Consider the following 22,143-nt stretch of genomic DNA (forward strand, 5'->3'; position numbering starts at 1 on the left):
CGCCGGTGACGCGCCGCCGCTCTACGACATCACCACCGAAGCCGCGCTGCTGATGCCGTGCGCACTCGGCCACCTGCAGATGCCGCTGCCGCCGACGGCGGGCCCGAAGTGCGGCGAACTCGCGGAAGCGGGGCTGGTCAACGGCGCGACGGATGCCGACCGCGCAAGCGATGCGTACGACCGCCTGCGCACGCGCGGCTGGACCGATGACGCGTTGCGTTCGGGCGCGCTCAGCGTGTCGTTCGACTTGTGGAAGTCGATCGCCGCGACGTACGCCTCGGCCTACGGTCGATTCGGCGCGAACGAACATCCCTGCGGTTTCACCTATGCCGCAGTCGACGCATCGGGCACGCCGCGCGCCGCGACCGACGTCGAACGTGCCGCATGGTGGGCCGACGCCAGCGGCATTCCGCCGGGCGCGGGCGTCATGCTTGTTCCGCCGAAGCAGGCGCCGATCGATGCATTGCGCTGCCTGCGCGATCTGTGGGCGGGCAAGGGTGCCCCGTCGGATCGCGTGCGTGCCGGGGTTCGCGAGACGCACGCATCGCTGCCGCGCGCCGGCATTCCGATCACGATCGTGCACGGCGTCAGCGACGGCCTGATCCCGGTCGCGTTTACCAGCGCGCCCTACGTGCAGGCCGCGCGTGCGGCGGGTCGCGACGTGCGCTTCTGGCAGGTACGCAACGCGCAGCACTTCGACGCCTTCCTGCAGCTGCCGCCGGTGGGTGCGAATTACGTGCCGCTGCTGCCGTACGTGTATGCCGCGCTCGATCGCACGTGGTCGCATCTGTACGACGGCGCGCCAATGCCTGCCGATGCAATGATTGCGACGACGCCACGCGGCGCAGCGGCGGAACTCACCGCGCAGAATCTCGCGATTCCGACGAACTGATCCAACGGGCGCGCGACGCGATCGCGCATCGCCGCGGCGGAAGCACGCGTCGCCCGGATACAAACGAAAACGGCCGCCCGAAGGCGGCCGTTTTCTTTAGCCGATCTCAGCCCCGCGGGCCGCGTCCGCCACCCGGACGACCGCCACCACGCGGGCCACCCGGACCGCGACCGCCCGGGGCGCGCCCGCCGGGGCCGCTCGGACCGCCGGGACCACGAGCACCCGGCGGACCCGAACGCTGCGGACGCGGGCCGCGTGGACGGTCGTAGCCGCCGGCGCCCGGGTTCGCATGATCGGACGGGAAGCTCGGTGCATTGCCCGGATGTCCGTAGAGATGCGAGCGCTGGCCGCCCGGCTTCGGGCCGCCCGGCTTGCGACCGCCGCCCGCGCCATAGGGACCACCGCCGCCGCCGGCGCGATCGTCGCGCGGACCGCCCGGACGTCCACCGCCGCCACCGTAAGGCGCGCCGCCACCACCGCCTGCGCGGTCATCGCGGAAGCCACCGCCGCCCGGTCGACCGCCGCCACCGGGGCGACCGCCCGCCGGACCGCTGCCGCCCGGACGCGGACCGCCCGGCTTGCCGCCGAACGGCTTGCGGCCGCGGGCGTCGGGATTGCGATGCCCGCTCGGGCCGGTGTCGACACCGTCCGGCACGTACCAGGTGCGGAACGCGGCGGGATTGCCATCGGGCAGGGGCTTCGGGCCCTTGTCCTTGCGCTGCTTGAACGGCTTGTGTGACTGCTTGGCCGCCATTTCGCCGGTGACGGTGAGGCCGCCCGGCTTGCGCGGGCCGCCGCGGCCACGGCCGCGATCCTCGCGCACGTGATCGAAGCGACGCAGCTCACGCCCTTCGTCCGCCGTGTTGTGGCCGCCGACGTAACCGCCCTGGCTGCGTTCACCGGACAGATGGATCGTCGACTTCGCCGCACGGCGCTGACCAATGACGGGCTGCAGCGTGAGCGCCGACGGTGCACCGTCTTCCAGGCCCAGATCGACGCGCAGTTGCTCGACGCGCGCCGTCGGCAGTTCCTGCGACTGGCCGCGCAGCAGTTCGCGCGGCAGTTCGATGCCGCCGTAACGCGCGCGCTTCAGTCGGCTCACCTGGCAGCCTTGCGACTCCCACAGGCGACGCACCTCGCGATTGCGGCCTTCCTTGACGACGACGCGGAACCAGTCGTGCGACTCGCTGCCGCCGATCTTCTCGATCTCGTCGAACTTCGCCGGGCCGTCGTCGAGCTGCACGCCCTTCGCAAGGCGTTCGACGATCGCGTCCGACACGGTTTCCTCGCCTTCCGGTGCACGCACGCGGCAGACGTATTCGCGCTCGACTTCCTTCGACGGATGCATCAGCGCATTCGCCAGCTCACCGTCGGTGGTGAGCAGGAGCAGGCCGGTCGTGTTGATGTCGAGGCGACCGATCGCGATCCAGCGCGCGCCCTTGAGTGGCGGCAGCGCTTCGAAGATCGTCGGGCGACCCTCGGGATCTTCGCGCGTGGTCACTTCGCCTTCGGGCTTGTTGTACATCAGCACGCGCGGCGGTTCGGTCAGCGCGGTGGCCACGAACTGGCGGCCGTCGATGTCGATCTTGTCGCCGGTGCCGACGCTCTGGCCGACCTGCGCGACTTCACCGTTGATCTTGACCAGACCGTCGGCGATGCGCTGTTCCAGCGCACGGCGCGAGCCGAGTCCGGCCTGCGCGAGCACCTTGTGCAGGCGCTCCTCGAGACGCGGCGCGGGCGCCGCCGTCTGTTCACGCCGCAGGGTCAACTTGCGGCCTTTTTCTTCACTCATTGTCATTCGACTCCGCCGCATCGTTCGATGCGGTCGTCATATCGGGAACGGTCGTCGTCTCGACGGCGTTGTCTTGCTCGTGATCGTTCTCGTCTGCCGCGCGCGCACCCGGCGCGGCTTCGGGATCGACGTCGGCTTCGGCCGCGTCGGAAATTTCGTTGTCTTCGTCGTCGACATCGCTGTCGTCGAACTGGATCGGGCGTTCGCTGCGGAAGTCGAGGTCGTCGCCGTCGTCCTCCGCATCGCTGTCGTCATTGTCCTCGTCGTCCGCCTCGACGGCGTCGACGGGCGCTTCGTTCGCGACGTCGGCGTCATCGGACGCGTCGTCGTTCGCGGCGTCGTCGGCGTCGCTGGCGTCCAACGCATCGTCGTCCGCGGCCGCTTCGTCGCCCATGCCCGCCACCGCGATCGGCGGCGCGACGCCCGCGGCGTCTTCGAACTGCAGCTGCGGCTCGAGCTCGCCGATGTCCTTGAGCTCCGACAGCGGCGGCAGCTCGTCGAGGCGCTTGAGGCCGAAGTAGTCGAGGAAACCCTTGGTCGTGCCGAACAGAGCGGGGCGGCCCGGAACGTCGCGATGGCCGACGACGCGGATCCACTCGCGCTCTTCCAGTGCCTTGATGATGTTGCTGCTGACGGTGACGCCGCGCACCTGCTCGATCTCGCCGCGCGTGATCGGCTGGCGGTAGGCGATCAGCGCGAGCGTCTCGAGCGTGGCGCGCGTGTAGCGCGTCTGGCGCTCGGTCCACAGGCGCGCGACCCACGGATGCACGTCGGCCTGCACCTGGAAGCGGAAGCCCGAGGCGACTTCCACCAGTTCGACGCCGCGCGTCGCGCTGTCGGACTGCAGATGGTCGATCGCGGCTTCGATCGCACCGGGCGGGGCCGGCTGGTCTTCCGGGAACAGGTCACGCAGCTGCGCCAGCGACAGCGGCTGGCTCGTCGCCAGCAGCGCGGCCTCCACGATGCGATTGATCAGCGTCTGGTCCATGGAGGATCCGTTTGACTCGCGCAGGCTGCGGCCCGCGGTGTCGCCCTGGCGATCGTCGTCGCCGTGATTCGTGGTGATCGCGTCGTTGGTGTCGGTCATGCGCCGTCGTTCGCAGCGTCGGTATCGAACTCGCTGGACAGTTCGATTTCGGAAGCGTCTTTCATGATGGCCAGCGACTTCACGTAGATCGGCGCCAGCGGTGCGTCCTGCACGATCTCGACGAGCTGTTCCTTGGCGAGCGTGAGCATGCCGAGGAACGTCACGACGACGCCGAGCTTGCCTTCCACCGGATCGAACAGCGATTCGAAACGATGGAACCCGCCGTCGGCGAGGCGTTCAAGCAGCTCGCCCATGCGCTGGCGCACGCTGAGGGCGTCGCGCTTGATCGCATGCTGCGTGAACAGCTCGGCGCGCTTGAGCACGTCGCGCAGCGCCAGCAGCATTTCCTTCAGATCGACCGGCGGCGGCAGGCGCACCGACGCACGCTCCGGCACGTGCGCCTGCACGAGGCCGGTGTCGCGCTCCAGACGGGGCAGGGCGTCGATGTCCTCCGCCGCCTTCTTGAAGCGCTCGTATTCCTGCAGGCGTCGGACGAGTTCCGCACGCGGATCCTCTTCCTCGCCTTCCTCATTGGTGACGCGCGGCAGGAGCATGCGCGACTTGATCTCGGCCAGCATCGCGGCCATGACCAGGTAGTCCGCCGCGAGCTCGAAACGCATCTCGTGCATCGCGCCGATGTATTCGACGTACTGCTTGGTGATGTCCGCGACCGGGATGTCGAGGATGTCGAGGTTCTGCCGGCGGATCAGGTAGAGCAGCAGGTCAAGCGGGCCTTCGAAGGCCTCGAGGATGACTTCGAGCGCGTCCGGCGGGATGTAGAGGTCCTGCGGAATCTGCAGAACGGGCTGGCCATGCACCACCGCCAGCGGCATTTCCTGCTGCTGCGGGCGGGCCGGCGGTGCCGGTTCTGGCGGATTGTCCTCGGTCGCCTGCGGCGCGAGATCGTCGGTCATTCGGGACCGGCCCCTCCGGGCCTGGGCACAGCACACTGCGGAACGGGCCGGTCGGCCCTTCGGTGACGCGGACTGCGAAAACGATGCGGGGCGACACGCTCCGGACTCGGGGCGGCGGGTTCGCGATCGGGTAGGCCGGACGTGGGAGCGGGGGCTCCACCTCGGCTGTCGCCTGCCGGGCAGGTCGACGGACGGGGCTAGCCTACGGGCCGCGCGCGACGCTGTCCAGCCGAGGGCGTCGCGGTCGATAGAATCGCCGCTTTTCCGGGAGGACGTGGCCATGTGGTACGTGATCGACGCACGCGACGGACAGGACGTGCTGCAGCGCCGGCTCGAGGCGAGGCCGCGTCATCTGGAGCGCCTGCACGCCCTGCGCGACGCCGGCCGCCTGCTGCTCGCCGGCCCGTGCCCGGCGATCGACGCCGAGGATCCGGGTCCGGCCGGGTTCAGCGGCAGCGTCGTGGTCGCGGAGTTCGAATCGCTCGAGGCGGCGCGCGAGTGGGCGAAGGCCGACCCGTACGTCGAGGCGGGCGTGTATGCGTCCGTCGACGTGCGTCCGTTCCGCAAGGTCCTGCCGTGACGCCTGCGGAGCGGCCGGCGGCGATTCGTGCCGCGCTGGAAGCCGCCTTCGCGCCTACGTCGATCGAGATCGTCGACGAAAGCCATAAGCACGCCGGCCATGCAGGTGCACGCGATGGCCGTGGGCACTTCAAGGTGGCGATCGTCAGCGATCGCTTCGCCGGGCAGATGCCGCTGGCGCGACACCGGGCCGTCTACGCCGCGCTCGGGGATCTCATGACGACCGACATCCATGCGCTGTCGATCGAGGCGCGGACGCCGGCGGAAGTCGGCGCGCGCTAAGAGTCATCGTCCTCAGTGGCGACGACCCTCCATCAGGGGCACCAGTGAACCTGCAGCGGCTCGCCGCCCGCGAGGCGCACCGCGGCGAGCGGCGAAGTAGCCGGATCGTTCGCCGCGGCGGCGATCTCGAAGTGGCGCAGCTGCGCATCGCCACGCAGTAGAAGAATGCGGCTGAGCCCGCGCGACAGGCCGATCGGGGTCGCGGTGATGCGGCGCGTCCACGGCCCGGCGTCCGGGCTGAACGATGCGTCGAGGCTGATGTAGTCCTGCTTCGACGCCAGCGCCCGTGCGTAGTCGGGCGAATCCGGGAACAGCGCGGCGACGTGGCCGTCGTCGCCCATCGTCAGCACCAGCACGTTCGGCAGCTGGCGCGCATGCGCGTTGGCGATCGCGACGGCGTCTTCGAGCCGCCGGCCCACGAGCGTCAGGGGCTCGAGCCGCGCCGCGGCCGCGTGGTCGACCAGCAGATGCCTTCGCAGCGCGGCAGCGTGGCTGTCCGGGTCGTCGGGCTGCAGCCAGCGCTCGTCGACCAGGCCGACGTCGACGCGTTCCCAGTCCAGCGGCGCCCGCGACAGCGCACGGAAGACGGGCGCAATGGTGTCGCTGGGCGAGACGAGGAGGCGGCAGCGCGGGTGCTGCTGCAGGTCGCGGCGCAGTTCGCCGGCGATGGCCACGGCGGCGGCCCAGGTCCAGACATGGGCGTCGCGATGCACGTGCAGGCGCCCGCCGCCGGCCGGGTCGGGCAGGCGCTCGGTAAGGGGCAGACCGGCCGGCGCTCCGAAAACCATGCGGTCGATGATGCAGCTTTCGTGCCCCCTGTGCATGCAGCCGCACGCCGGGCCGGCCCGACCGCCCGCTTTCACGCCGCTATACTCGCGGGCCGCGTCCGGCGCACGGCTCTTCGCGCGCCCGATCCACGCCAGAGGCCGCTTCGCCGAATGCGTCTTTCCACGATCAAGCTGTCGGGCTTCAAGTCCTTCGTCGACCCGACCACGCTCCACCTGTCCGGCAACATGACCGGCGTCGTCGGCCCTAACGGCTGCGGCAAGTCGAACATCATCGACGCTGTGCGCTGGGTCATGGGCGAGAGCTCGGCCAGCCGCCTGCGCGGCGACTCGCTGACCGACGTCATCTTCGCCGGCTCGTCCGCCCGCAAGCCGGTGTCGCAGGCGATGGTCGAGCTGATCTTCGACAACAGCGACCACACGATCACCGGCGAGTACGCGGCGTTCAACGAGATCTCCGTCAAGCGCGTCGTCTCGCGCGACGGCCAGAGCCAGTACTACCTCAACGGCACCAAGTGCCGCCGCCGAGACATCACCGACCTGGTCCTTGGCACCGGCCTCGGGGCGCGCAGCTACTCGATCATCGAGCAGGGCATGATCAGCCAGGTCATCGAGGCACGGCCCGAAGACCTGCGCATCTACCTCGAGGAAGCCGCCGGCATCTCCAAGTACAAGGAGCGCCGCAAGGAGACCGAGACGCGCATCCGCCACACGCGCGAGAACCTCGACCGCCTCAACGACCTCCGCGAGGAAGTCGGCAAGCAGCTGCAGCACCTCGCGCGTCAGGCGCGACAGGCCGAGCAGTACCAGGCGATCCAGGCCGAGCGGAAGATCCGCGATGCCGAGTGGAAGGCGCTCGAGTTCCGTTCGCTCGACCGCAAGGTGCAGAGCCAGCGCGAGAAGCTGTCGCAGCAGGAAACGCGCCTGCAGCAGCTGATCGCGGAACAGCGCGAAGCCGAACGCCTGCTCGAGGAGGGCCGCGTCAAGCGCGAGGAAGCCGCCGAGCACCTGTCGCGTGCGCAGGCCGAAAGCTACGAGGTGAGCGGCGCGCTCGCGCGCGTCGAACAGCAGATCCAGCATCAGCGCGAGATGTCGTCGCGCCTGCAGCGCGCACGCGACGAAGCGCTCGCGCAGCTGTCGGAGATTTCCAGCCACATCGGCAGCGACCAGGCGCGACTCGACGCGCTGCGCAATGCGCTCGAAACCGACGAGCCGCGCCTCGAAGCGCTGCGCGAGGAAGAGATCGGCCGCGGCGATGCGTTGCGCGACGCGGAAGCGAAGCTCGCCGACTGGCAGCAGCGCTGGGACAGTCACGCACGTGCACAGGCCGAGGCGTCGCGCGCCGCGGACGTAGAGCGCACCCGCGTCGAAGGTCTGGATCGCGTGGCGCTCGATGCAGAGCGTCGCCGCGAAGCGCTCGTCAGCGAACGTGCGAGTCTCGATGTCGACGCGCTGGCCGAATCGGCGTCGGCGATCGTTGAAGAGCTCGAAACGCAGAAGCTGTCGGTCGACTCGCTGACGGGCGAACTCGACAGCCGCAAGGAGGCGTTGTCCGCACTGCAGGAGCGTCAGCGCGAAACGCAGACGCAGCTCGCCGATGTCCGCAAGCAGGCGCAGGCGGCGCGTGGTCGACTGTCTGGCCTCGAAGCGCTGCAGGCCGCGGCGCTCGGCCAGGAGCAGGGGCGCGCGATGGACTGGCTGCGCGCGCACGGCCTGCAGGACGCGGACCGCGTCGGCGAGGCGTTGCGCGTGGACGGCGGTTGGGAAACGGCGGTCGAGACCGCGCTGGGCCAGCTCATCGAAGGCGTGTTGGTCGAACGTCCGGAAAGCCTCGCGAGTGATCTCGGCGGCCTCACCGAGGGCCGGCTGACGCTGGTCGGCAACGATCGCAGCGGTGCGGACGTGCCGTCGACGTCGTTGGCCGCGCACGTCGACGGTCCGTCGGCGATGCGCACGCTGCTCGCGCATGTGCACGGCGCCGACGATATGGAATCGGGCTTGCGCCTGCTCGCCACGCTGCCGCCGGGCGATGCCGTCATCACCCGCAACGGCGAGCGCCTCGGCGCGGGCTGGGTGCAGGTGGTGCGCGCGAGCTCGGCGACGCAGGGCGCGCTGGTTCGCGAGCGCGAGATCCAGTCGCTGCGCGAGGAAATCGAATCGCTCGTCGCGCGCGAACGCGAGCTGGAAGCGCTGCTCGTCGAGCTGCGCGATCAGCTGCTCGTCGCCGAGCAGCATCGCGAGGATGCGCAGCGTTCGCTGTACATGGCGCATCGCTCGGTCAGCGAACTGAGCGGCCAGCTGCAGAGCCAGCAGGGCAAGGTCGACGCCGCGCGCATGCGCACCGAGCGCATCGAGGCCGAGCTTTCGCAGCTGACCGAGACGCTCGAGTCGGCACGTGAGCAGTCGCGTCTGGCGCGCAGTAACCAGGAGGACGCGGTCGTCCGCATGTCCGAGCTGGAGGATGCGCGGACCGAACTCGAGAACGAACGTCGCCGCCTGACCGAGACGCGCGATTCCGCACGCAACGCTGCACGTGAAGCGCGCGATGCAGCGCATGCGCTCGCGCTGACGGTCGAATCGCAGCGTGCGCAGCTTGCCGGTCTGACCCAGGCGCTGGATCGCATGAGCGGCCAGCGGGGGCAGCTCGATTCACGACTGGGCGAACTCGCCGAACAGCTCGCCGACGGCGACGCGCCGGTGCGCGAGCTGGAAGAACAGCGCCAGGTCGCGTTGGAGCAGCGCGTGCTCGCCGAGCAGAAGCTCACCGCCGCGCGCACGTCGGTCGACAGCATCGATCACGAACTGCGCGGGCACGAACTCATCCGCCAGCAGCGCGACGAGCAGTCGCTGCAGCAGCGCGAGGCCATCGGCCAGCGTCGCCTGGAGCTGCAGGCGCTCGCGCTCAAGGCCGAGCAGTTGTCCGAAGGCATTGTTGAAGCCGGCTTCTCGCTCGACGAAGTCACCGCCACGCTCACCGACGAGATGGAGCCGCAGACGTGGGAACGCACCGTGGCCGAGCTCGACCAGAAGCTGCGTCGACTCGAGCCGGTCAACCTCGCCGCGATCCAGGAACATGCCGAGGCCGCGCAGCGCAAGGATTACCTCGACGCGCAGAACATCGACCTCACCCCCGCGCTCGAAACGCTGGAAGAGGCGATCCGCAAGATCGACCGCGAGACGCGTGGCCGCTTCAAGGACACGTTCGACCGCGTCAATTCCGGCATCCAGGAGCTGTATCCGCGCCTGTTCGGCGGCGGCCACGCCTATCTGGAACTGACCGGCGAGGACCTGCTCGACACCGGCGTTTCGATCATGGCGCGCCCGCCGGGCAAGCGCGTGTCGAACATCTCGCTGCTGTCGGGTGGCGAGAAGGCGATGACGGCGGTCGCGCTGGTGTTCGCGATCTTCCGCCTGAATCCCGCGCCGTTCTGCCTGCTCGACGAGGTGGACGCACCGCTCGACGAGGCCAACGTCGGCCGTTTCACGGCGATGGTCAACGAGATGAGCGAGCAGGTACAGTTCCTCTTCGTTACCCACAACAAGGTCACGATGGAAGCCGCGAAGCAGCTCATGGGCGTCACCATGCGCGAGCCGGGCGTGAGCCGACTCGTGTCCGTCGACCTTGCCGAAGCCGCGCGCCTGGCCGGCGCCGCCTGACCGACCACGGAGCACCTGCATGTCCGACATGGCGATGCTGCGGATCTGGATTCTCGTTGCGGGCGTGGTGCTGCTCGCCGCCATCCTCTTCTTCGGCCGGCCCAAGAAGCCGGGGCAGGGACGCCGCGTCCCGCGCGACAGCGAGGGTCGACGCGTTGAGCCCACGCTGGGCGAACAGCTCGACGCCGAGCTTGGCGCCGACGATGGGGCGGTGGAGCCGATGCAGGAGTCGTTCGACCTCGAGCCGCGTCCGGCGGCGAGCGCGAAGGACGATCTTGGCAAGCGCACGACGGACGAGTTCGACAAGATCGTGACGCTCTACCTCGCAGCGCGTGCCGGCCAGCAGCTCAGCGGGCCCGACATTGTCGTCGCCGCCGAGCGCGCGGGCCTCGTGTTCGGCCACATGGGCGTGTTCCATCGCCTCGTCGAGAACCATCCCGAGCGCGGGCCGGTCTTCAGCGTCGCGAACATCGTGAAGCCCGGCAGCTTCGACATGGCCAGGATCCAGGAGCTGCAGACGCCGGCGATCGCGTTCTTCCTGACGCTGCCGGCCCCGGTCGCGGCGCTGGACGCCTGGGACACCATGCTGCCGACGGCCCAGCGCATGGCCGAACTGCTCGACGGCGTGGTGCTCGACGAGCAGCGCAACGCGATCGGGCGCCAGCGCATCGCGCACATCCGCGACGAGCTGCGTGCCTACGACCGCCAGCGCGAAGCGCCGCCGCTCACGCGTCCGTCCCGCTGGTGAGCAGCCACGACGCGCTCACGGGCGCGTACTAGACTCGACGCATCCACGAGGGATGCACGATGGCGACCACCGGACTCCACCGCTCGCGACACGACCGCATGATCGCCGGCGTCATCGGCGGCATTGCCCAGCACAACGGCTGGAATTCGACGCTGCTGCGCGTCATCTTCGTACTGGTCTCGATCATGTCCGCGGCGTTTCCGGGCATCCTCGTCTACCTGATCGCGTGGCTCGTCATGCCCGAAGAGGGCACCTGACCGCGCGATGACACGTCCGGCGAAGACCGCCGAAGGCGTATCCGCGCCGCGTCGCGCCGTGGCGCCCGCCAACGCCGTCGAGCCCGCCCCGTTGCCGACCGCGGGCATCGCACTGGGCATGCTGTGGGCACTGCCGAACACGCTGGTCGGGCTTCTGCTCGGCGCGATCGGTATGGCGTTCGGCGCACGGCCGCGCGTGCGTCCCGGCGATCTCGCCTGCGTTTTCCACCATTGGCCGTGGGGACCCGGCGGCGCGATCACGATCGGCAACGTCATCCTGCACACGGGCGACGACCTCGACGTCGCCTGCGCGACGTATGCGCACGCCGCAGGGTGGGGCGCCGAACCCGCGGTCTCGCTCGCGTTGCACGAGCGCGCGCACGTCTACCAGTACCTCGTACTCGGTCCGCTGTTCCTTCCGGTCTACCTCGCCTGCGGCGGCATCGGCGCGCGCAATCGCTTCGAGCGCGCCGCGGATCGCTTCGCGGCGACCGGACGGGGCTGGTGGCCGTGGCCTGCACCGCCGCGAGCAAAACGATGACTGCCGACGAGCGGTTACGCGTCGTGCAGGGCGCACGCGTAATTTCGATGCGACAGGGCTGCTGCGTCGCATTGCGCGACAGGGAGGCGGCGTGGAGTTCAAGGCCTATCGTCGACCGGACGGCGCATTCGTGCTCGTCCCCGACTGCCTTGTGGCTTCGCGCGATGCGCAGGGGCGCCACGGTCCGTTGACCCTGGTGGCGCGGTTCGATGCCGAGTGTCCGATCGACGACCCGGTCTGGCATCGCGTGCTGGCCGACATCGATCGCCAGTCCTACGCCGTCGTCCGCCGCGATACCGGCGAACAGCTCATCCGCCTCGCGACCGGACACGCGATCGTCTGAGCCGTGCACCTTGCCTTGACCGGGCGGGCCCTAGGGTCGAGCCGCCGCGCGACGCGGCGTCGGCGCGAGGCGACGATGCGACAGACAGGCGAAGGTCCACGCGAACCGCGGGCGGCGACGCCGATCATCGTCAGGCGCGCGTCTGCCGGCGACCAGGTGTCCGCACACGATCACTTCATCGACTGCATCGCCTCGGTCGACGACGCGCACATCTCCGAGCGCGTCGCCGCCGCGTCGATCGCCCGCGCGCCGCGGGCGTGGCCGCCGGCCGATCCCACGCCGTAGCGCGGCAGGTCAGTCGAGCTGTCGACGGAAGCGCAGGATCGCGACCGTCATCATCACCGCGGTAACCGCGACGAGCGCGACCGCGTCCGGCCACAACTCCATCAGCGCGGCACCCCGCAGCATCACGCCGCGGATCAGGCGCATGAAGTGGGTGAGCGGCAGCACTTCGGCGATCCACTGCACCACGCGCGGCATGCCGGAGAACGGGAACATGAAGCCCGACAGCAGGATCGACGGCAGGAACACGAAGAACGTCATCTGCATCGCCTGGAACTGCGAACGTGCACGCGTCGAGATCAGCAGCCCGAGCGCGAGGTTGGCGAGGATGAGCATGGTCGACGCGAGGTAGACGTCGAACAGGCTGCCACGCACGGGTACGCGGAACAGCCACACGCCAAGTGCAAGCACCGCCGTCGTCTGCACGAGTCCGATTGCCGCGTACGGCAGCACCTTGCCGACCATCAGCTCGCTGCGCGACAGCGGTGTGGCGATCAGCAGCTCCATGTTGCCGCGCTCGCGTTCGCGCACGATGGCGACGCCGGTGAACAGCACCATCGTCATCGTCAGGATGACGCCGACCAGGCCCGGCACGATGTTGACCGCCGAGCGTCGCTCCGGGTTGTAGAACGCGACCACGCCGATCGGCGCGTCACTCGGCAGCACGCTGCGCTGCGCTTCGTCCAGTGGCATCTGCGCGAGTTGCGCGGCGGCTGCCTGCACCGCGGTGTCGCTGCCGTCGACCAGAACCTGCACGGCTTCGCGATGCTCGCTTCGCCGCCGCTCGAAGTCGGGTGGCACGACGATGCCGACATCGATGTCCCCGCGGCGGAGCAGCGTCATCAGTTGGTCGGGCGTGGAGACGACGCGCGCCGGTGCGACGACGCCGGTGGCCACCATGTCCATCACCAGCACGCGTGCCGCCGACGTGCCCGCCTAGTCGCAGACACCGGTCGCAAGGCCGCGCAGGTTGAGGTTGATCGCGTAGCCGAACAGTACGAGCTGAAGGATCGGGATGCCCGCGATCATCGCGAGCGTGATGCGGTCGCGCCGCAGCTGGCGCAGCTCCTTGAGCACGATGGCGAACAAGCGGCGCAGGTTCATGCCGTCGCGTCCTGACGCGTGCGGTCGCGCGTGGCGGCGACGAAGACGTCTTCGAGGTTTGGGGCGACGGCGCTGACGCGGGCGTCGATGTTCGCGTCGCGAAGTGCATGGTCGAGCGTCGATCCGTTGCCGGGCGCACGCATCAGCACGCGAAGCACGTGGCCGATCTGTGCCGCGCTGAGCACGCCTTCGCGGCCGTCGAGTGCATTGCGCGCGGCGCGCGTATCGGGCGCGTCGACGACGAACGTGCGGCCGTCGAGCGCGGCGGCAAGATCGTCCGGTGTGCCATCCGCCACCAGGGCGCCGCGATCGAGGATGGCGAGGCGGTGGCAACGCTCGGCCTCGTCCATGTAGTGCGTGGAGACGAGCAGCGTCGTGCCGCGATCGGCGAGATCGAACAGCGCATCCCAGAAGTCGCGACGCGATTCCGGGTCGACGGCGCTGGTGGGCTCGTCGAGGAACAGCAGCTCCGGTTCGTGCACGACGGCCGCGGCCAGCGCGAGGCGCTGCTTCTGCCCGCCGCTGAGCGTGCCGGCAAGCTGGCGCTGGCGATCGTCGAGGTGATAGCGGCGCAGCAGCTCGTCGACGCGCGACTTCGCGCGCTCGCGCGGAACGCCCTGGATCGCCGCCATGAACTCGAGGTTTTCGCGGATCGAGAGATCCTCGAACAACGAGAAGCGCTGGGTCATGTAGCCGATGCGATGCCGCAACGCGTCCGCCTGCGCGGGAATGCGCAGGCCGAGCACGTCGATGTCGCCGGACGTCGGCGTCAGCAGACCGCAGAGCATGCGGATCGTGGTCGACTTGCCCGAGCCGTTCGGACCGAGGAAGCCGTAAACGCGACCGCGCGGCACGTCGAGATCGACATGGTCGACCGCGACGAGCGCGCCGAAGCAGCGCGTCAGCCCGCGCGTGCGGATGGCGACGTCGTCAGTCATCGAACGTCACGCGCACCGGCAGGCCGGCGGCGAGGCCCTGCGCCGGTTTCGCGTCAAGCGTGATCTCGGCGAGCCAGCTCAGGCGCGAGGCGTCGTCGCCGATCAGCGCGTAGTAGGGCGTGAACACGGGCTCGTTGCGGATCATGCGCACGTGGCCCGGGATCGGCGGCTTGCCTTCGACGTGCGCCGTCGCGCGCGAGCCGACATGCACGGCGTTACGGAGGTGCGCGGGGACGTAGATGCGCGCGTAGGGCGCGTCGCCGGTGAGTAGGACAGCGGCGGTTGCGCCCGCTGCGGGTTGATCGCCGAGCTTGAACGGCAGGCTGTCGACGATGCCGGCGCGCGGTGCCGTGACCTCGAGGCGCTGCAGCGTGACGCGCTGTCCTTTGACCTGCGCGCTCGCCGCCGCGACCGCCGCCTGGCCCTGCGCGATCCGCTCGATGCGCGTGCCGTGCTCGAGTTCATCCAGTGCGGCGCGCGCGGCGTTGGCTTCGCCGGTGGCGGCGTCGCGGGCAGCAACAGCCTGGTCGTAGTCGGCCGGCGTGATGAAGTGGCGACGCAGCAGCGGGCCGAGTCGCGCGACGTACGCCGTCGTGTCGCGCACCGTCGCTTCCCCGGCGGACAGTCGTGAGCGCGCCTGTTCGATCTGTTCGCGACGCGGGCCGGTCTGCAGTTCCGACAATGCGGCGCGCTGGCGCTCGGTGTCGGCGATCGACGCCTCGACCTGCGCGCGGCTGCGCGTCGCATCGAACCGCAGCAGCACCTGGCCCGCGGTGACGTGCTGACCCTCCCGAACATCGATCGCGACGATCGGTTCGGACAGCGGCGCAGGCAGGGTCACGCGGTCGTATTCGAGCGTGCCGAGCGCGGCGTTGTCGTCATGCGAGCAGGCCGCGGCGAGAAGTGCGGTGGCGACGCACATGAGGCGGACGGGCATCTTCATGGCGGCGTCTCCGTCGATGCGAGGCCATGGGCGAGGAAGGCGTGCGCGTGGCGGCGCACGGTGTCGATGTCGAGGTCGTCCGCGTCGAACAGGCGACGCCAGATCGGCGCGCTCGCCGCCGTGAACATCGTCAGGCCGACGAGCGACACCACGACGAGTCGCGGATCGAGGCCGGCGTCGATGCGACCTGCGCGCTGTGCGTCGCCGAGCCGCGCGGCGACTGCGCGAGGCAGCGCGCCGATGCGGCTGAACACGGCATCGCGAAACGCGCCGCCGTCGACCAGCACTTCGCGGATCCACAGCGCGGGCAGCCACGGATGGCGTTCGATCACGCCGCAGACCGCGTCGACGAAACGGCTGCCCAGTGCGAGCGGTGTCTCCGGCGGTTCGCCCATGCCGGCCATGACCTCGGCCATGACCGGGAGCAGGCGTTCCTCGACGACGGCATCGGGCAGTCGGTCGCCGAAGTAGTAATTCACGAGCGCCGGGTTCACCCCCGCGGCACGCGCGATGGCGCGGTTGGTCGATGCCGCGACGCCGGCATTCGCATAGGCCTGGACGGCGGCGTCGAGAAGATGCGCGCGAAGGTCGGTGGCGTCCTGGACGGGGCGGCGACCGGGGCGGCGGGGGCGGGAAGCAGGCATCGAGTGATTATTTCAACGGAGAAATAATTGCCAAGTGCCTGATGCGGTTAAGCCGACGGGCGGCGAGGCCGGTCTAGTAGCGCTGCTCGATGTGGTGAAGCGGGTGCTTGGACTCGACGTAGTCCCCGCGCTTCTGCCGCTTCGGGAAATGCACCTTGTCCTGCTCGATCTCCTCGTACGAGATGTGATCGAGGATGTGCCGGACGATGTTGAGCCGGCCGCGGCGCTTGTCGTCGGTATTGGCGACGTACCAGGGCGCGTGCTCGGTGTCGGTCGCCTCGAACATGGCGTCGCGCGCTCGCGAGTAGTCGTACCAGCGGCTGAAGGACTTGAGGTCCATCGGCGAGAGCTTCCAGATCTTGCGGCCGTCCGTGGCGCGCGACTCGAGCCGCCGGATCTGTTCTTCCTCGGACACCTCGAGCCAGTACTTCAGCAGGTAGATGCCGGACGCCACCATCGTCTTCTCGATCGCGGGCGTGGTGGCGAGGAAGCGGGCGACCTGCGCGTCCGACGCGAACCCCATGACGCGCTCGACGCCGGCGCGGTTGTACCAGCTGCGATCGAAGATCACGATTTCGCCGCCCGACGGGAAATGCGGCACGTAGCGCTGCATGTACATCTGCGACTTCTCGCGCTCGGTCGGCGTGGGGAGGGCGACGACGCGGAACACGCGCGGGCTGACGCGTTCGGTGATCGCCTTGATCGTGCCGCCCTTGCCCGCGGTGTCGCGGCCTTCGAGCACGATGCAGACCTTCTTGTGCTTCGCGACCACCCACTGCTGCAGTTTGACGAGCTCTTCCTGCAGCGGCTCCAGCGCCGCCTCGTACGCCTTGCGCGACATCCTGGCGCGCACGGGTTCAGCGAGCTCGGGCTTGCGCGACTTTCCGTTCTTGCCGTTCGTGTCGTGGTCGTGGTCGTGGTCGTCGTCGTGGCGGTCGGCGCCATTGCGATGCGCATCGTCTTTCATGTCGAAGCCTTCTGGGGCAGCGCCTGCGGAAGCATCGTGCCGAGTTCCGCCTGCAATCGCGCGACGGCGGTTTCCACGTTGAAGAATATGTGATCCAGGCCGACGCGCTCGTCCAGCGGCGAGCGCCGTACGGGTCACTTCGATCGGAAGCCCTGCGATGGTCGCGTACGCCATCGCTTTCGGGATCACGAGCGCGGCGGTGGTGAGGCCGGCCAGCACGTCGGCGCCTAGGGCCGGTCGGGTGCCGCGGTGACACCGACTGCGCTCATCCGTGGCGCTCGTTCTCGGTCGCGACGCGGATGATGTCGGCGTACAGCGTGCTGACGCGCGAGCCCAGCGCCTGCAACTCCGGATGCTTGACGATGTGGCGCGACGTTTCCTTCGCATCCTCGAGCGAGTCCTTGAGGAATTCGATGTCGGTGTCGCTGAGCTTCTGCCCACCATCGACGCGCTGTTTGATGTCGGCGAGCCGCGGCAGGCGATGCTTCACGAGACGATCGAGAAGCGCCTGCACGACGCCGAGCTCGGCCCGGGGATCCAGCAGCATGGTCGGTCCTCCACCCCGGCACGGGACGGCCGGGCGCAGCACCGCATGGTTCACGGCACCTCACGAGGATTGCAGCCGCATGCGGGCGTGGGCATTGTCCCGAGGGGCATCCATGGCGCCTTTTCGGACAGTCGGTTGCTTGCGGACGGGGGACAGCCGAGATACGTGTAAAAACCGATCACAAAGACAGAAAAGACCTTTGTGATCGGTAGCTTACGGCGTTTTCATATGACGGCTAGGCGTCCAGCTCGAGCTCCCCGTCGATCGGATCCGGGGACTCTTCGAAGTTCAGCCAGTAATCCCCGAAACGCTTGATGTGCTGGGTGGGGTAGGGGCTCAGGCACGCCACCTGGGCCGCTGTGATCTTCCACCCACCCTTGCGCAGTGCACGGATGATCCGGGTCTGGTGGACCGAGTTCCACAGGATCACGGCATTTGCCACGACATGGGTGTACTTGACCGCTTTTTCCTGCTCGATCGGGTCGTTCTGGGTGATGACCTCGCCACCAAAGCGCAGGTGCTTGCTGAACCCGTTGAACGACTCGGCCTTGTTGCACGATGCGGTCACCTCAACGCGCAGCGGCTCGTCCTGGATGTAGCGGAGCAGATACAGGGTCCGCACGGCGGTGCCGAGCGCCTTGAACGCGTGGTAGAGCCGGTTTTTCCGGCTGTAATTGCCCAGCTTGCGCAGAAGCGTCGACGGGGCGATGCGGCCGGCGCGGATGGACACGACCACCTGCAGCAGGTCCTTGAAGTGCCGCTCCACGAGTTCCCAGTCGACGGACTCCCGGAACAAGGGCTCGATGTGGTCATAGCGGGTGCCCGGGTCGGGCCGGAAAAACCGGTAGTCCTTCCAGTTGCGGATCCGTGGCATGAGCTGGATGCCCAGCAGGTAGGCGAGGGCGAAGATCGGCAGCGACTGCCCCTGCGTGTCGGCGTGGAGCCGATCGGGCTGTAGATCGCTCGAGTTCTTGTAGTGCATGTCCAGGATATGCACGCCCTCCCAGACCCCGCAGCCCAGGAACTGCGTGAAGAGCGCCACGTAGGTGTCGGAGACGTGGTGGTAGGCGATACCACCCACGCCGCCGTATCGGACGTGATAAGACGCCAGCGCGTTGTCCTCGTACAGGTCGTGCTGCGTGCCATCGGCCGCGGCGCTGGAGCCGTCGCCCCAGAACCGCGGCAGGTGCATGCCGGCGAACGCGTTGACCACGTCGCGCGAGGCGGCCTCGAGCTTGGTCGCATCGATATGCCGGCGATTGACGAATCCGATCTGATGGGACGACACCGCGCCGCGCATGTGCCGTGCGGTCTGGGCGGGCCCGAGGTTGCATCCGTAGGCAAACAGGGTGACGACGTACCGGCTGGCCGCGCTCTCGAGCTTGGGCTCTGAACCCGAGACCGGGCCGAACTGCCGAGTGTAGTCCGTCCAGCAGTGCACGTCCCAGAGGATGTCCACGATGCCGCGGACCGGCATGCGTTCGGAGATCGCCGCGGCCAGCGCCTCTGTGCCTGGAGGAATCGGGCGCGCGGCGTGCCGCTTGAGGTGGGGCTCACCGTCCGGGTCGATCACGAGCGCGCCGTTTTGAAGGTAGTCCGCGTCGGTCGTCAGGGCCTGCACGCGAAGCCGTTCGCGCAGTTCAGCCACAAACTCGGTGGCCTCCGCGGGCAAACCCAGCTCGTCGCAGTGCGCTTTCGCCGGCGTTTCGCAGTCGTCCCAGGGCACGAGCATCGCCCGGTAGTCGCCGTGGGCGATCGCGCCGACGATCGCGATGTCGCCCGAACGCAATTCATTGGCGAGCGAGGAGAAGACGCAGGCCTGGAAGTAGTCGAAGCGATACCGCTCGGCGCCCTCGGCGCGTTCGATGATCAGCTCGCGCCAGGCGTGGATGGCGAACCCGAGGTCCACCGATTCGGTCAGGTGCGCGCTGCGGCCGTGGCGACGCAGCACGTCCATCGCATCGATCAGCGTGGTGTCTTCCGTGGTCGACACGAACTCGAGGGTGCGCAGCATGCGCATGAAGAGCGAGCGGAAGCCCTCGAGCGGCTTGAGGATGTAGCGCAGGTGCCGGTCGCCGTGGAACTGCATCAGCGCCTCGCAGTCGCGCAGCAGCGGCCCGATGCCCCCACGATCCTCGATGAGGTGGCGGATCGCGCGTCCGGCATCGGCGTCGGCCGGATGTTCGGCCAGCAGCCGGATCACGTCGGCGATCGTGGCCACCATCGCATCGGTGCGTTCGCGAAAGGCCAGCCGGTCGAGCTCAAGCGCGTCCTTGGCGGCGCGGTGGATCTTGGCCATGCGTCGGATGAACATCTCGGCGATCTCATCGCGCGTGGTGGCACGCGCGTGTGCGAGCAGGCTTGCCAGCAAGGCGCGACGCTTCACCGGCCCGTAGTCGCGCAGCTCGCTGGCATCCATCGCGGCTGCCTCGGCGGCGAAGTGCCGCCGCTTCACATGCGGCACCTCGTCCAGCACGCCCTCGACCCGCACCAGACCGTCCAGGAAATCCAGGTGGTCGAGCAAGGCGCGCAGGTTGGTCGCCGAGTCCTTGCGCGCGCGCTTTTTCAGCTTGAACAGCAGGCTCTTGCCGCCACCGGGCACATCGAGCAGCGCGTCGAGCTGCGCCTTGTCCGCCTCGCTCAGGCGCGCGTCGATCCCGGCGAAGACCCGGGTGTTGATCGTGGTCCGCACGCGGCGGCACAGGCGATCGAGCGTGGAGTACGCCGGCAGCTCGAATCGCTCGCGGCCCAGCACCGCGAGGCTGGCATTGATGATGTCGGCCGGATGGTCCTGGACGGCCGCCGCTTCGGCCATGGCCTCGGCCGCCGCGTGCAGCGCGTCGCGCCCGAAGCGACGCGCCTTGCAGCGCTTGAGGATGTCCTTCTGGTACCGGCGATAGGTCGCTTCCCCGAGCGGCGAGGGCACGACGTTGCGGCGCAGCTTGAGGCAGGTCCGCAGGTGGACGACCACGTAGGCGGGGACATCGGCGACCGCAGGCAGGTAGCCCAGGCGCTGGAACGACTTGAAGAGCATTGCGTAGGCCAGGCGATGCGGAGCGCTCTTGGTGAATTTGCGGTTGAAAAGCTCGATCTCGTCGTCGGTCGGCGTGTATGCCGTCGCCAACTCCCGGTCGAGGGCTTTCTTGCGAAAGCGGGGATAGGCGGTGCGGTCAATGGACGTCATGCGTCCCCCGCGGGCACGACCGGGGCGGCCGGCGAGCGCCGGGGCAGGTGACAGGCAGGCATCGGTTTTCCTCAGGCAACGGTCGCCCGAGCCGGCTCGCGGAGCGGCTTGACGGGCAGGGAGGAAATGCGCGAGGCTTGCCGGCGAGTCGTTATCGAAGCAACCGCTGTTCAAGCACTCTCAAGGGGTTCCGCGTTGGCGCGCGGGCCCCTTGTGCGTTTCCGGGGCACAAATTGGCAGGGCGGCCGGCTAACGCATGGCGTCGCCTCCTTGCGGGTCCGCGGATCCCGCACCGGCTTGCGCCTCGGGCTCGTTGTCCCGCATTCCCGCGGCGCCGCGTGAGGCCAGCCAGCGCGCGAGTTCGAACGTGCGCGCAAAGCGCCCGCGACGCCCGACCAGGGTGAACGTCTCGATCGGCATGCGTTCGCGCTTGACTCCGACCTGGAACGCACGCGCCGTCCGGTAGCCCAGCCCGCGCGCGAGCGCGGTGCCGCCGATCAGCTCGCCGTGCTCACGTAGAAGACGCCGTTCTAGGTCGGCAGCGTCATGGTCGTTCAACGGCATCGTTTCGGCTCAGCAGGCGCAGATTCGCTGCTGGATACCGCATTGCGCGCCCGCAATCCATGCCACGATTGCGAGCAAAGGGCGTACACGCCGAACCATGGCGGAATCCGCAGTGCCAGCACCCGAAAACGAAGCTGTGGCCCGCGGGCGCGGCGAGGAAGACATCGTCTACCGCGCCAAAAGCGAGGTCTGGCTGGCGTGCGTCCGGTCGATGGCGCGCACCCCCAAAACACTCGCGGCGATGGGAACGAAGTTCCTGGCAGATGCGCCGGATGCGAAACGCGTGTTCGCACGAATCGCGCACGACGCCTCCGACCCGGGGCGCAAGCGCAAATCGCTCGGCGACCGGAGCGTGGTGGAACTCGTCGCCGGGTTCCGCGGGTACCGGGATACGCAGGACGTGTACGCGAGCACGCTTTGGGAACTCCTCGGCCGCGTCCCGTTGCCGATCGATACGCTCGAGAAATACATGGGGGATATCACCGCGCGGCTGCTGCGGCGCCGCTGGCGGGCGCCCCCTTCGGCGAAGGCGCGCGAAGTGATCGACTTCCTTTCGCCCCCGCCGCGCCCGATGGAACAGGCCGCGTTCCGCCGCTGGGCGCTGCGCCTGGCGCACACGCCGTCGATCGATGCGCTGACGCTGCTGTGTCTGCTCTACGAGAGGTGCCTGCGCGAGGACGCGATCGACGCTGCACGGCTGCTGCACGGCGCGATCCTGAAGGCGGCGCGTCGCTTCTGCGAACGCCCGGGCTTTCCGAGCCGCACGATCGCGCTGTTCGTCTTCCTGATCCGCCGCCGCGTGCTCAGCGGGCGACGGATGCTCGATCACGCGTATTCGACCCTGTACGCGGCGGAAGACATGTTGGCCGAGTGGCATTGCTTCGTCGACGGCGACGAGGAGCGCGCCTGGCTCGATCACGAAACCTGGCGTCTGGCGTGCGCGCTCGAGAACACGTGGGGTCTCAGGGCCGTCGCGCCGGCCCCGGACACGATTGGCAGCACGATCAGCGAAGCCGAGCAGCGCTTTCTAAGCGAGTTCGCCCAGATGCCGCTGGCCAAGCGCCTGGCGAAGCGCTTCCCCGGCCCCTGACGC

21 protein-coding genes and 2 pseudogenes are annotated in these 22,143 nt (G+C 69.0%); 10 read left to right on the forward strand and 13 right to left on the reverse strand.

Annotated features, from left to right (window positions below; genetic code table 11):
* Nucleotides 1-892: 3-hydroxybutyrate oligomer hydrolase family protein (locus tag EVS83_RS13025; protein WP_213083789.1), on the forward strand; the 892-nt coding region annotated here is incomplete at its 5' end.
* 106 nt (nt 893-998) lie between these two features.
* Here the strand turns inward: EVS83_RS13025 and EVS83_RS13030 are convergent.
* The 3 genes from EVS83_RS13030 to EVS83_RS13040 all read right to left on the reverse strand — a co-directional run bounded on the left by EVS83_RS13030 (nt 999) and on the right by EVS83_RS13040 (nt 4,685).
* Nucleotides 999-2,684 (reverse strand): pseudouridine synthase, encoded by a 1,686-nt coding sequence (locus EVS83_RS13030; RefSeq protein ID WP_133501478.1) that lies wholly within the window; start codon nt 2,682-2,684, stop codon nt 999-1,001.
* Nucleotides 2,677-3,672, reverse strand: coding sequence for an SMC-Scp complex subunit ScpB (scpB, locus tag EVS83_RS13035; protein ID WP_133501509.1), 996 nt, complete (start codon nt 3,670-3,672; stop codon nt 2,677-2,679). The genes EVS83_RS13030 and scpB overlap by 8 nt, the downstream gene beginning before the upstream one ends.
* A gap of 95 nt (nt 3,673-3,767) precedes the next feature.
* Nucleotides 3,768-4,685 carry a segregation and condensation protein A gene (locus tag EVS83_RS13040; RefSeq protein ID WP_133501479.1) on the reverse strand — a complete coding sequence of 306 codons (918 nt, stop codon included), beginning with the start codon at nt 4,683-4,685 and terminating at the stop codon, nt 3,768-3,770.
* 280 nt (nt 4,686-4,965) lie between these two features.
* Between EVS83_RS13040 and EVS83_RS13045 the strand changes: the two genes are divergently transcribed.
* Both EVS83_RS13045 and EVS83_RS13050 read left to right on the forward strand, forming a co-directional pair.
* Nucleotides 4,966-5,265, forward strand: a complete 300-nt coding sequence (locus EVS83_RS13045) for a YciI family protein (protein WP_133501480.1) — start codon at nt 4,966-4,968, stop codon at nt 5,263-5,265.
* Nucleotides 5,262-5,546: a BolA family protein gene (locus tag EVS83_RS13050; RefSeq protein ID WP_133501481.1), complete on the forward strand. Its 285-nt coding sequence runs from the start codon at nt 5,262-5,264 to the stop codon at nt 5,544-5,546. Before EVS83_RS13045 ends, EVS83_RS13050 begins: the two co-directional genes overlap by 4 nt.
* A 32-nt stretch (nt 5,547-5,578) precedes the next feature.
* Here the strand turns inward: EVS83_RS13050 and EVS83_RS13055 are convergent, their stop codons facing one another.
* Nucleotides 5,579-6,334 carry a 6-phosphogluconolactonase gene (locus EVS83_RS13055; RefSeq protein WP_166636907.1) on the reverse strand — a complete coding sequence of 252 codons (756 nt, stop codon included), beginning with the start codon at nt 6,332-6,334 and terminating at the stop codon, nt 5,579-5,581.
* 150 nt (nt 6,335-6,484) lie between these two features.
* On the opposite strand from EVS83_RS13055, the gene smc reads away from it, so the two are divergent.
* The 6 genes from smc to EVS83_RS16180 all read left to right on the forward strand — a co-directional run bounded on the left by smc (nt 6,485) and on the right by EVS83_RS16180 (nt 12,162).
* Complete coding sequence (smc, locus tag EVS83_RS13060; protein WP_133501483.1) at nt 6,485-9,988, forward strand: chromosome segregation protein SMC; 3,504 nt, start codon at nt 6,485-6,487, stop codon at nt 9,986-9,988.
* Between the two features lie 19 nt (nt 9,989-10,007).
* On the forward strand, nt 10,008-10,736 hold the full coding sequence (zipA, locus tag EVS83_RS13065; protein WP_133501484.1) for a cell division protein ZipA: 729 nt from the start codon (nt 10,008-10,010) through the stop codon (nt 10,734-10,736).
* 59 nt (nt 10,737-10,795) lie between these two features.
* Nucleotides 10,796-10,993 (forward strand): PspC domain-containing protein, encoded by a 198-nt coding sequence (locus tag EVS83_RS13070; protein ID WP_133501485.1) that lies wholly within the window; start codon nt 10,796-10,798, stop codon nt 10,991-10,993.
* Nucleotides 10,994-11,111: 118 nt separating this feature from the next.
* The gene (locus EVS83_RS13075) at nt 11,112-11,534 is read left to right on the forward strand and encodes a hypothetical protein (protein WP_133501510.1); all 423 of its coding nucleotides are present in this window, start codon (nt 11,112-11,114) and stop codon (nt 11,532-11,534) included.
* A 91-nt stretch (nt 11,535-11,625) separates the two neighbouring features.
* Nucleotides 11,626-11,877 (forward strand): hypothetical protein, encoded by a 252-nt coding sequence (locus tag EVS83_RS13080; RefSeq protein WP_133501486.1) that lies wholly within the window; start codon nt 11,626-11,628, stop codon nt 11,875-11,877.
* A gap of 156 nt (nt 11,878-12,033) precedes the next feature.
* Nucleotides 12,034-12,162: a hypothetical protein gene (locus tag EVS83_RS16180; RefSeq protein ID WP_281275117.1), complete on the forward strand. Its 129-nt coding sequence runs from the start codon at nt 12,034-12,036 to the stop codon at nt 12,160-12,162.
* Between the two features lie 9 nt (nt 12,163-12,171).
* Here EVS83_RS16180 and EVS83_RS13085 read toward each other — a convergent pair.
* The 9 genes and pseudogenes from EVS83_RS13085 to EVS83_RS15715 form a co-directional block, all read right to left on the reverse strand.
* Nucleotides 12,172-13,263, reverse strand: a pseudogene (locus EVS83_RS13085) (ABC transporter permease).
* Nucleotides 13,260-14,183 (reverse strand): ABC transporter ATP-binding protein, encoded by a 924-nt coding sequence (locus tag EVS83_RS13090; protein WP_133501511.1) that lies wholly within the window; start codon nt 14,181-14,183, stop codon nt 13,260-13,262. The pseudogene EVS83_RS13085 and the gene EVS83_RS13090 overlap by 4 nt, the downstream one beginning before the upstream one ends.
* Nucleotides 14,184-14,193: 10 nt before the next feature.
* Complete coding sequence (locus EVS83_RS13095) at nt 14,194-15,144, reverse strand: HlyD family secretion protein (RefSeq protein ID WP_133501487.1); 951 nt, start codon at nt 15,142-15,144, stop codon at nt 14,194-14,196.
* The gene (locus tag EVS83_RS13100; RefSeq protein WP_133501488.1) at nt 15,141-15,788 is read right to left on the reverse strand and encodes a TetR/AcrR family transcriptional regulator; all 648 of its coding nucleotides are present in this window, start codon (nt 15,786-15,788) and stop codon (nt 15,141-15,143) included. The genes EVS83_RS13095 and EVS83_RS13100 overlap by 4 nt, the downstream gene beginning before the upstream one ends.
* 73 nt (nt 15,789-15,861) lie before the next feature.
* Nucleotides 15,862-16,755: a polyphosphate kinase 2 gene (ppk2, locus tag EVS83_RS13105; RefSeq protein WP_246022954.1), complete on the reverse strand. Its 894-nt coding sequence runs from the start codon at nt 16,753-16,755 to the stop codon at nt 15,862-15,864.
* A 147-nt stretch (nt 16,756-16,902) separates the two neighbouring features.
* Nucleotides 16,903-16,974: pseudogene (locus tag EVS83_RS16265) on the reverse strand (hypothetical protein); the annotation flags it as partial.
* Nucleotides 16,975-17,020: 46 nt separating this feature from the next.
* Nucleotides 17,021-17,302: a hypothetical protein gene (locus tag EVS83_RS15710; RefSeq protein WP_166636909.1), complete on the reverse strand. Its 282-nt coding sequence runs from the start codon at nt 17,300-17,302 to the stop codon at nt 17,021-17,023.
* Nucleotides 17,303-17,537: 235 nt separating this feature from the next.
* Nucleotides 17,538-20,486 (reverse strand): Tn3 family transposase, encoded by a 2,949-nt coding sequence (locus EVS83_RS13110; protein ID WP_133501490.1) that lies wholly within the window; start codon nt 20,484-20,486, stop codon nt 17,538-17,540.
* 249 nt (nt 20,487-20,735) lie between these two features.
* Nucleotides 20,736-20,906 carry a hypothetical protein gene (locus tag EVS83_RS15715; protein ID WP_166636910.1) on the reverse strand — a complete coding sequence of 57 codons (171 nt, stop codon included), beginning with the start codon at nt 20,904-20,906 and terminating at the stop codon, nt 20,736-20,738.
* 67 nt (nt 20,907-20,973) lie between these two features.
* Here EVS83_RS15715 and EVS83_RS13120 point away from each other — a divergent pair, with 67 nt between their 5' ends.
* Nucleotides 20,974-22,140 (forward strand): hypothetical protein, encoded by a 1,167-nt coding sequence (locus EVS83_RS13120; protein WP_166636911.1) that lies wholly within the window; start codon nt 20,974-20,976, stop codon nt 22,138-22,140.
* Nucleotides 22,141-22,143 lie beyond the last annotated feature (3 nt).

Source organism: Cognatilysobacter terrigena, assembly GCF_004361065.1.
Taxonomy (GTDB): Bacteria; Pseudomonadota; Gammaproteobacteria; order Xanthomonadales; family Xanthomonadaceae; genus Cognatilysobacter; species Cognatilysobacter terrigena.

Bases quoted from the DNA above. Each gene is read 5' to 3' on its own strand.
- EVS83_RS13030 (WP_133501478.1), bottom strand. From the start codon at position 2,684: ATGAGTGAAGAAAAAGGCCGCAAGTTGACCCTGCGGCGTGAACAGACG.
- scpB (WP_133501509.1), bottom strand. From the start codon at position 3,672: ATGGACCAGACGCTGATCAATCGCATCGTGGAGGCCGCGCTGCTGGCG.
- EVS83_RS13040 (WP_133501479.1), bottom strand. From the start codon at position 4,685: ATGACCGACGATCTCGCGCCGCAGGCGACCGAGGACAATCCGCCAGAA.
- EVS83_RS13045 (WP_133501480.1), top strand. From the start codon at position 4,966: ATGTGGTACGTGATCGACGCACGCGACGGACAGGACGTGCTGCAGCGC.
- EVS83_RS13055 (WP_166636907.1), bottom strand. From the start codon at position 6,334: ATGGTTTTCGGAGCGCCGGCCGGTCTGCCCCTTACCGAGCGCCTGCCC.
- smc (WP_133501483.1), top strand. From the start codon at position 6,485: ATGCGTCTTTCCACGATCAAGCTGTCGGGCTTCAAGTCCTTCGTCGAC.
- zipA (WP_133501484.1), top strand. From the start codon at position 10,008: ATGTCCGACATGGCGATGCTGCGGATCTGGATTCTCGTTGCGGGCGTG.
- EVS83_RS13070 (WP_133501485.1), top strand. From the start codon at position 10,796: ATGGCGACCACCGGACTCCACCGCTCGCGACACGACCGCATGATCGCC.
- EVS83_RS13075 (WP_133501510.1), top strand. From the start codon at position 11,112: ATGCTGTGGGCACTGCCGAACACGCTGGTCGGGCTTCTGCTCGGCGCG.
- EVS83_RS13095 (WP_133501487.1), bottom strand. From the start codon at position 15,144: ATGAAGATGCCCGTCCGCCTCATGTGCGTCGCCACCGCACTTCTCGCC.
- EVS83_RS13100 (WP_133501488.1), bottom strand. From the start codon at position 15,788: ATGCCTGCTTCCCGCCCCCGCCGCCCCGGTCGCCGCCCCGTCCAGGAC.
- ppk2 (WP_246022954.1), bottom strand. From the start codon at position 16,755: ATGAAAGACGATGCGCATCGCAATGGCGCCGACCGCCACGACGACGAC.
- EVS83_RS15710 (WP_166636909.1), bottom strand. From the start codon at position 17,302: ATGCTGCTGGATCCCCGGGCCGAGCTCGGCGTCGTGCAGGCGCTTCTC.
- EVS83_RS13110 (WP_133501490.1), bottom strand. From the start codon at position 20,486: ATGACGTCCATTGACCGCACCGCCTATCCCCGCTTTCGCAAGAAAGCC.
- EVS83_RS15715 (WP_166636910.1), bottom strand. From the start codon at position 20,906: ATGCCGATCGAGACGTTCACCCTGGTCGGGCGTCGCGGGCGCTTTGCG.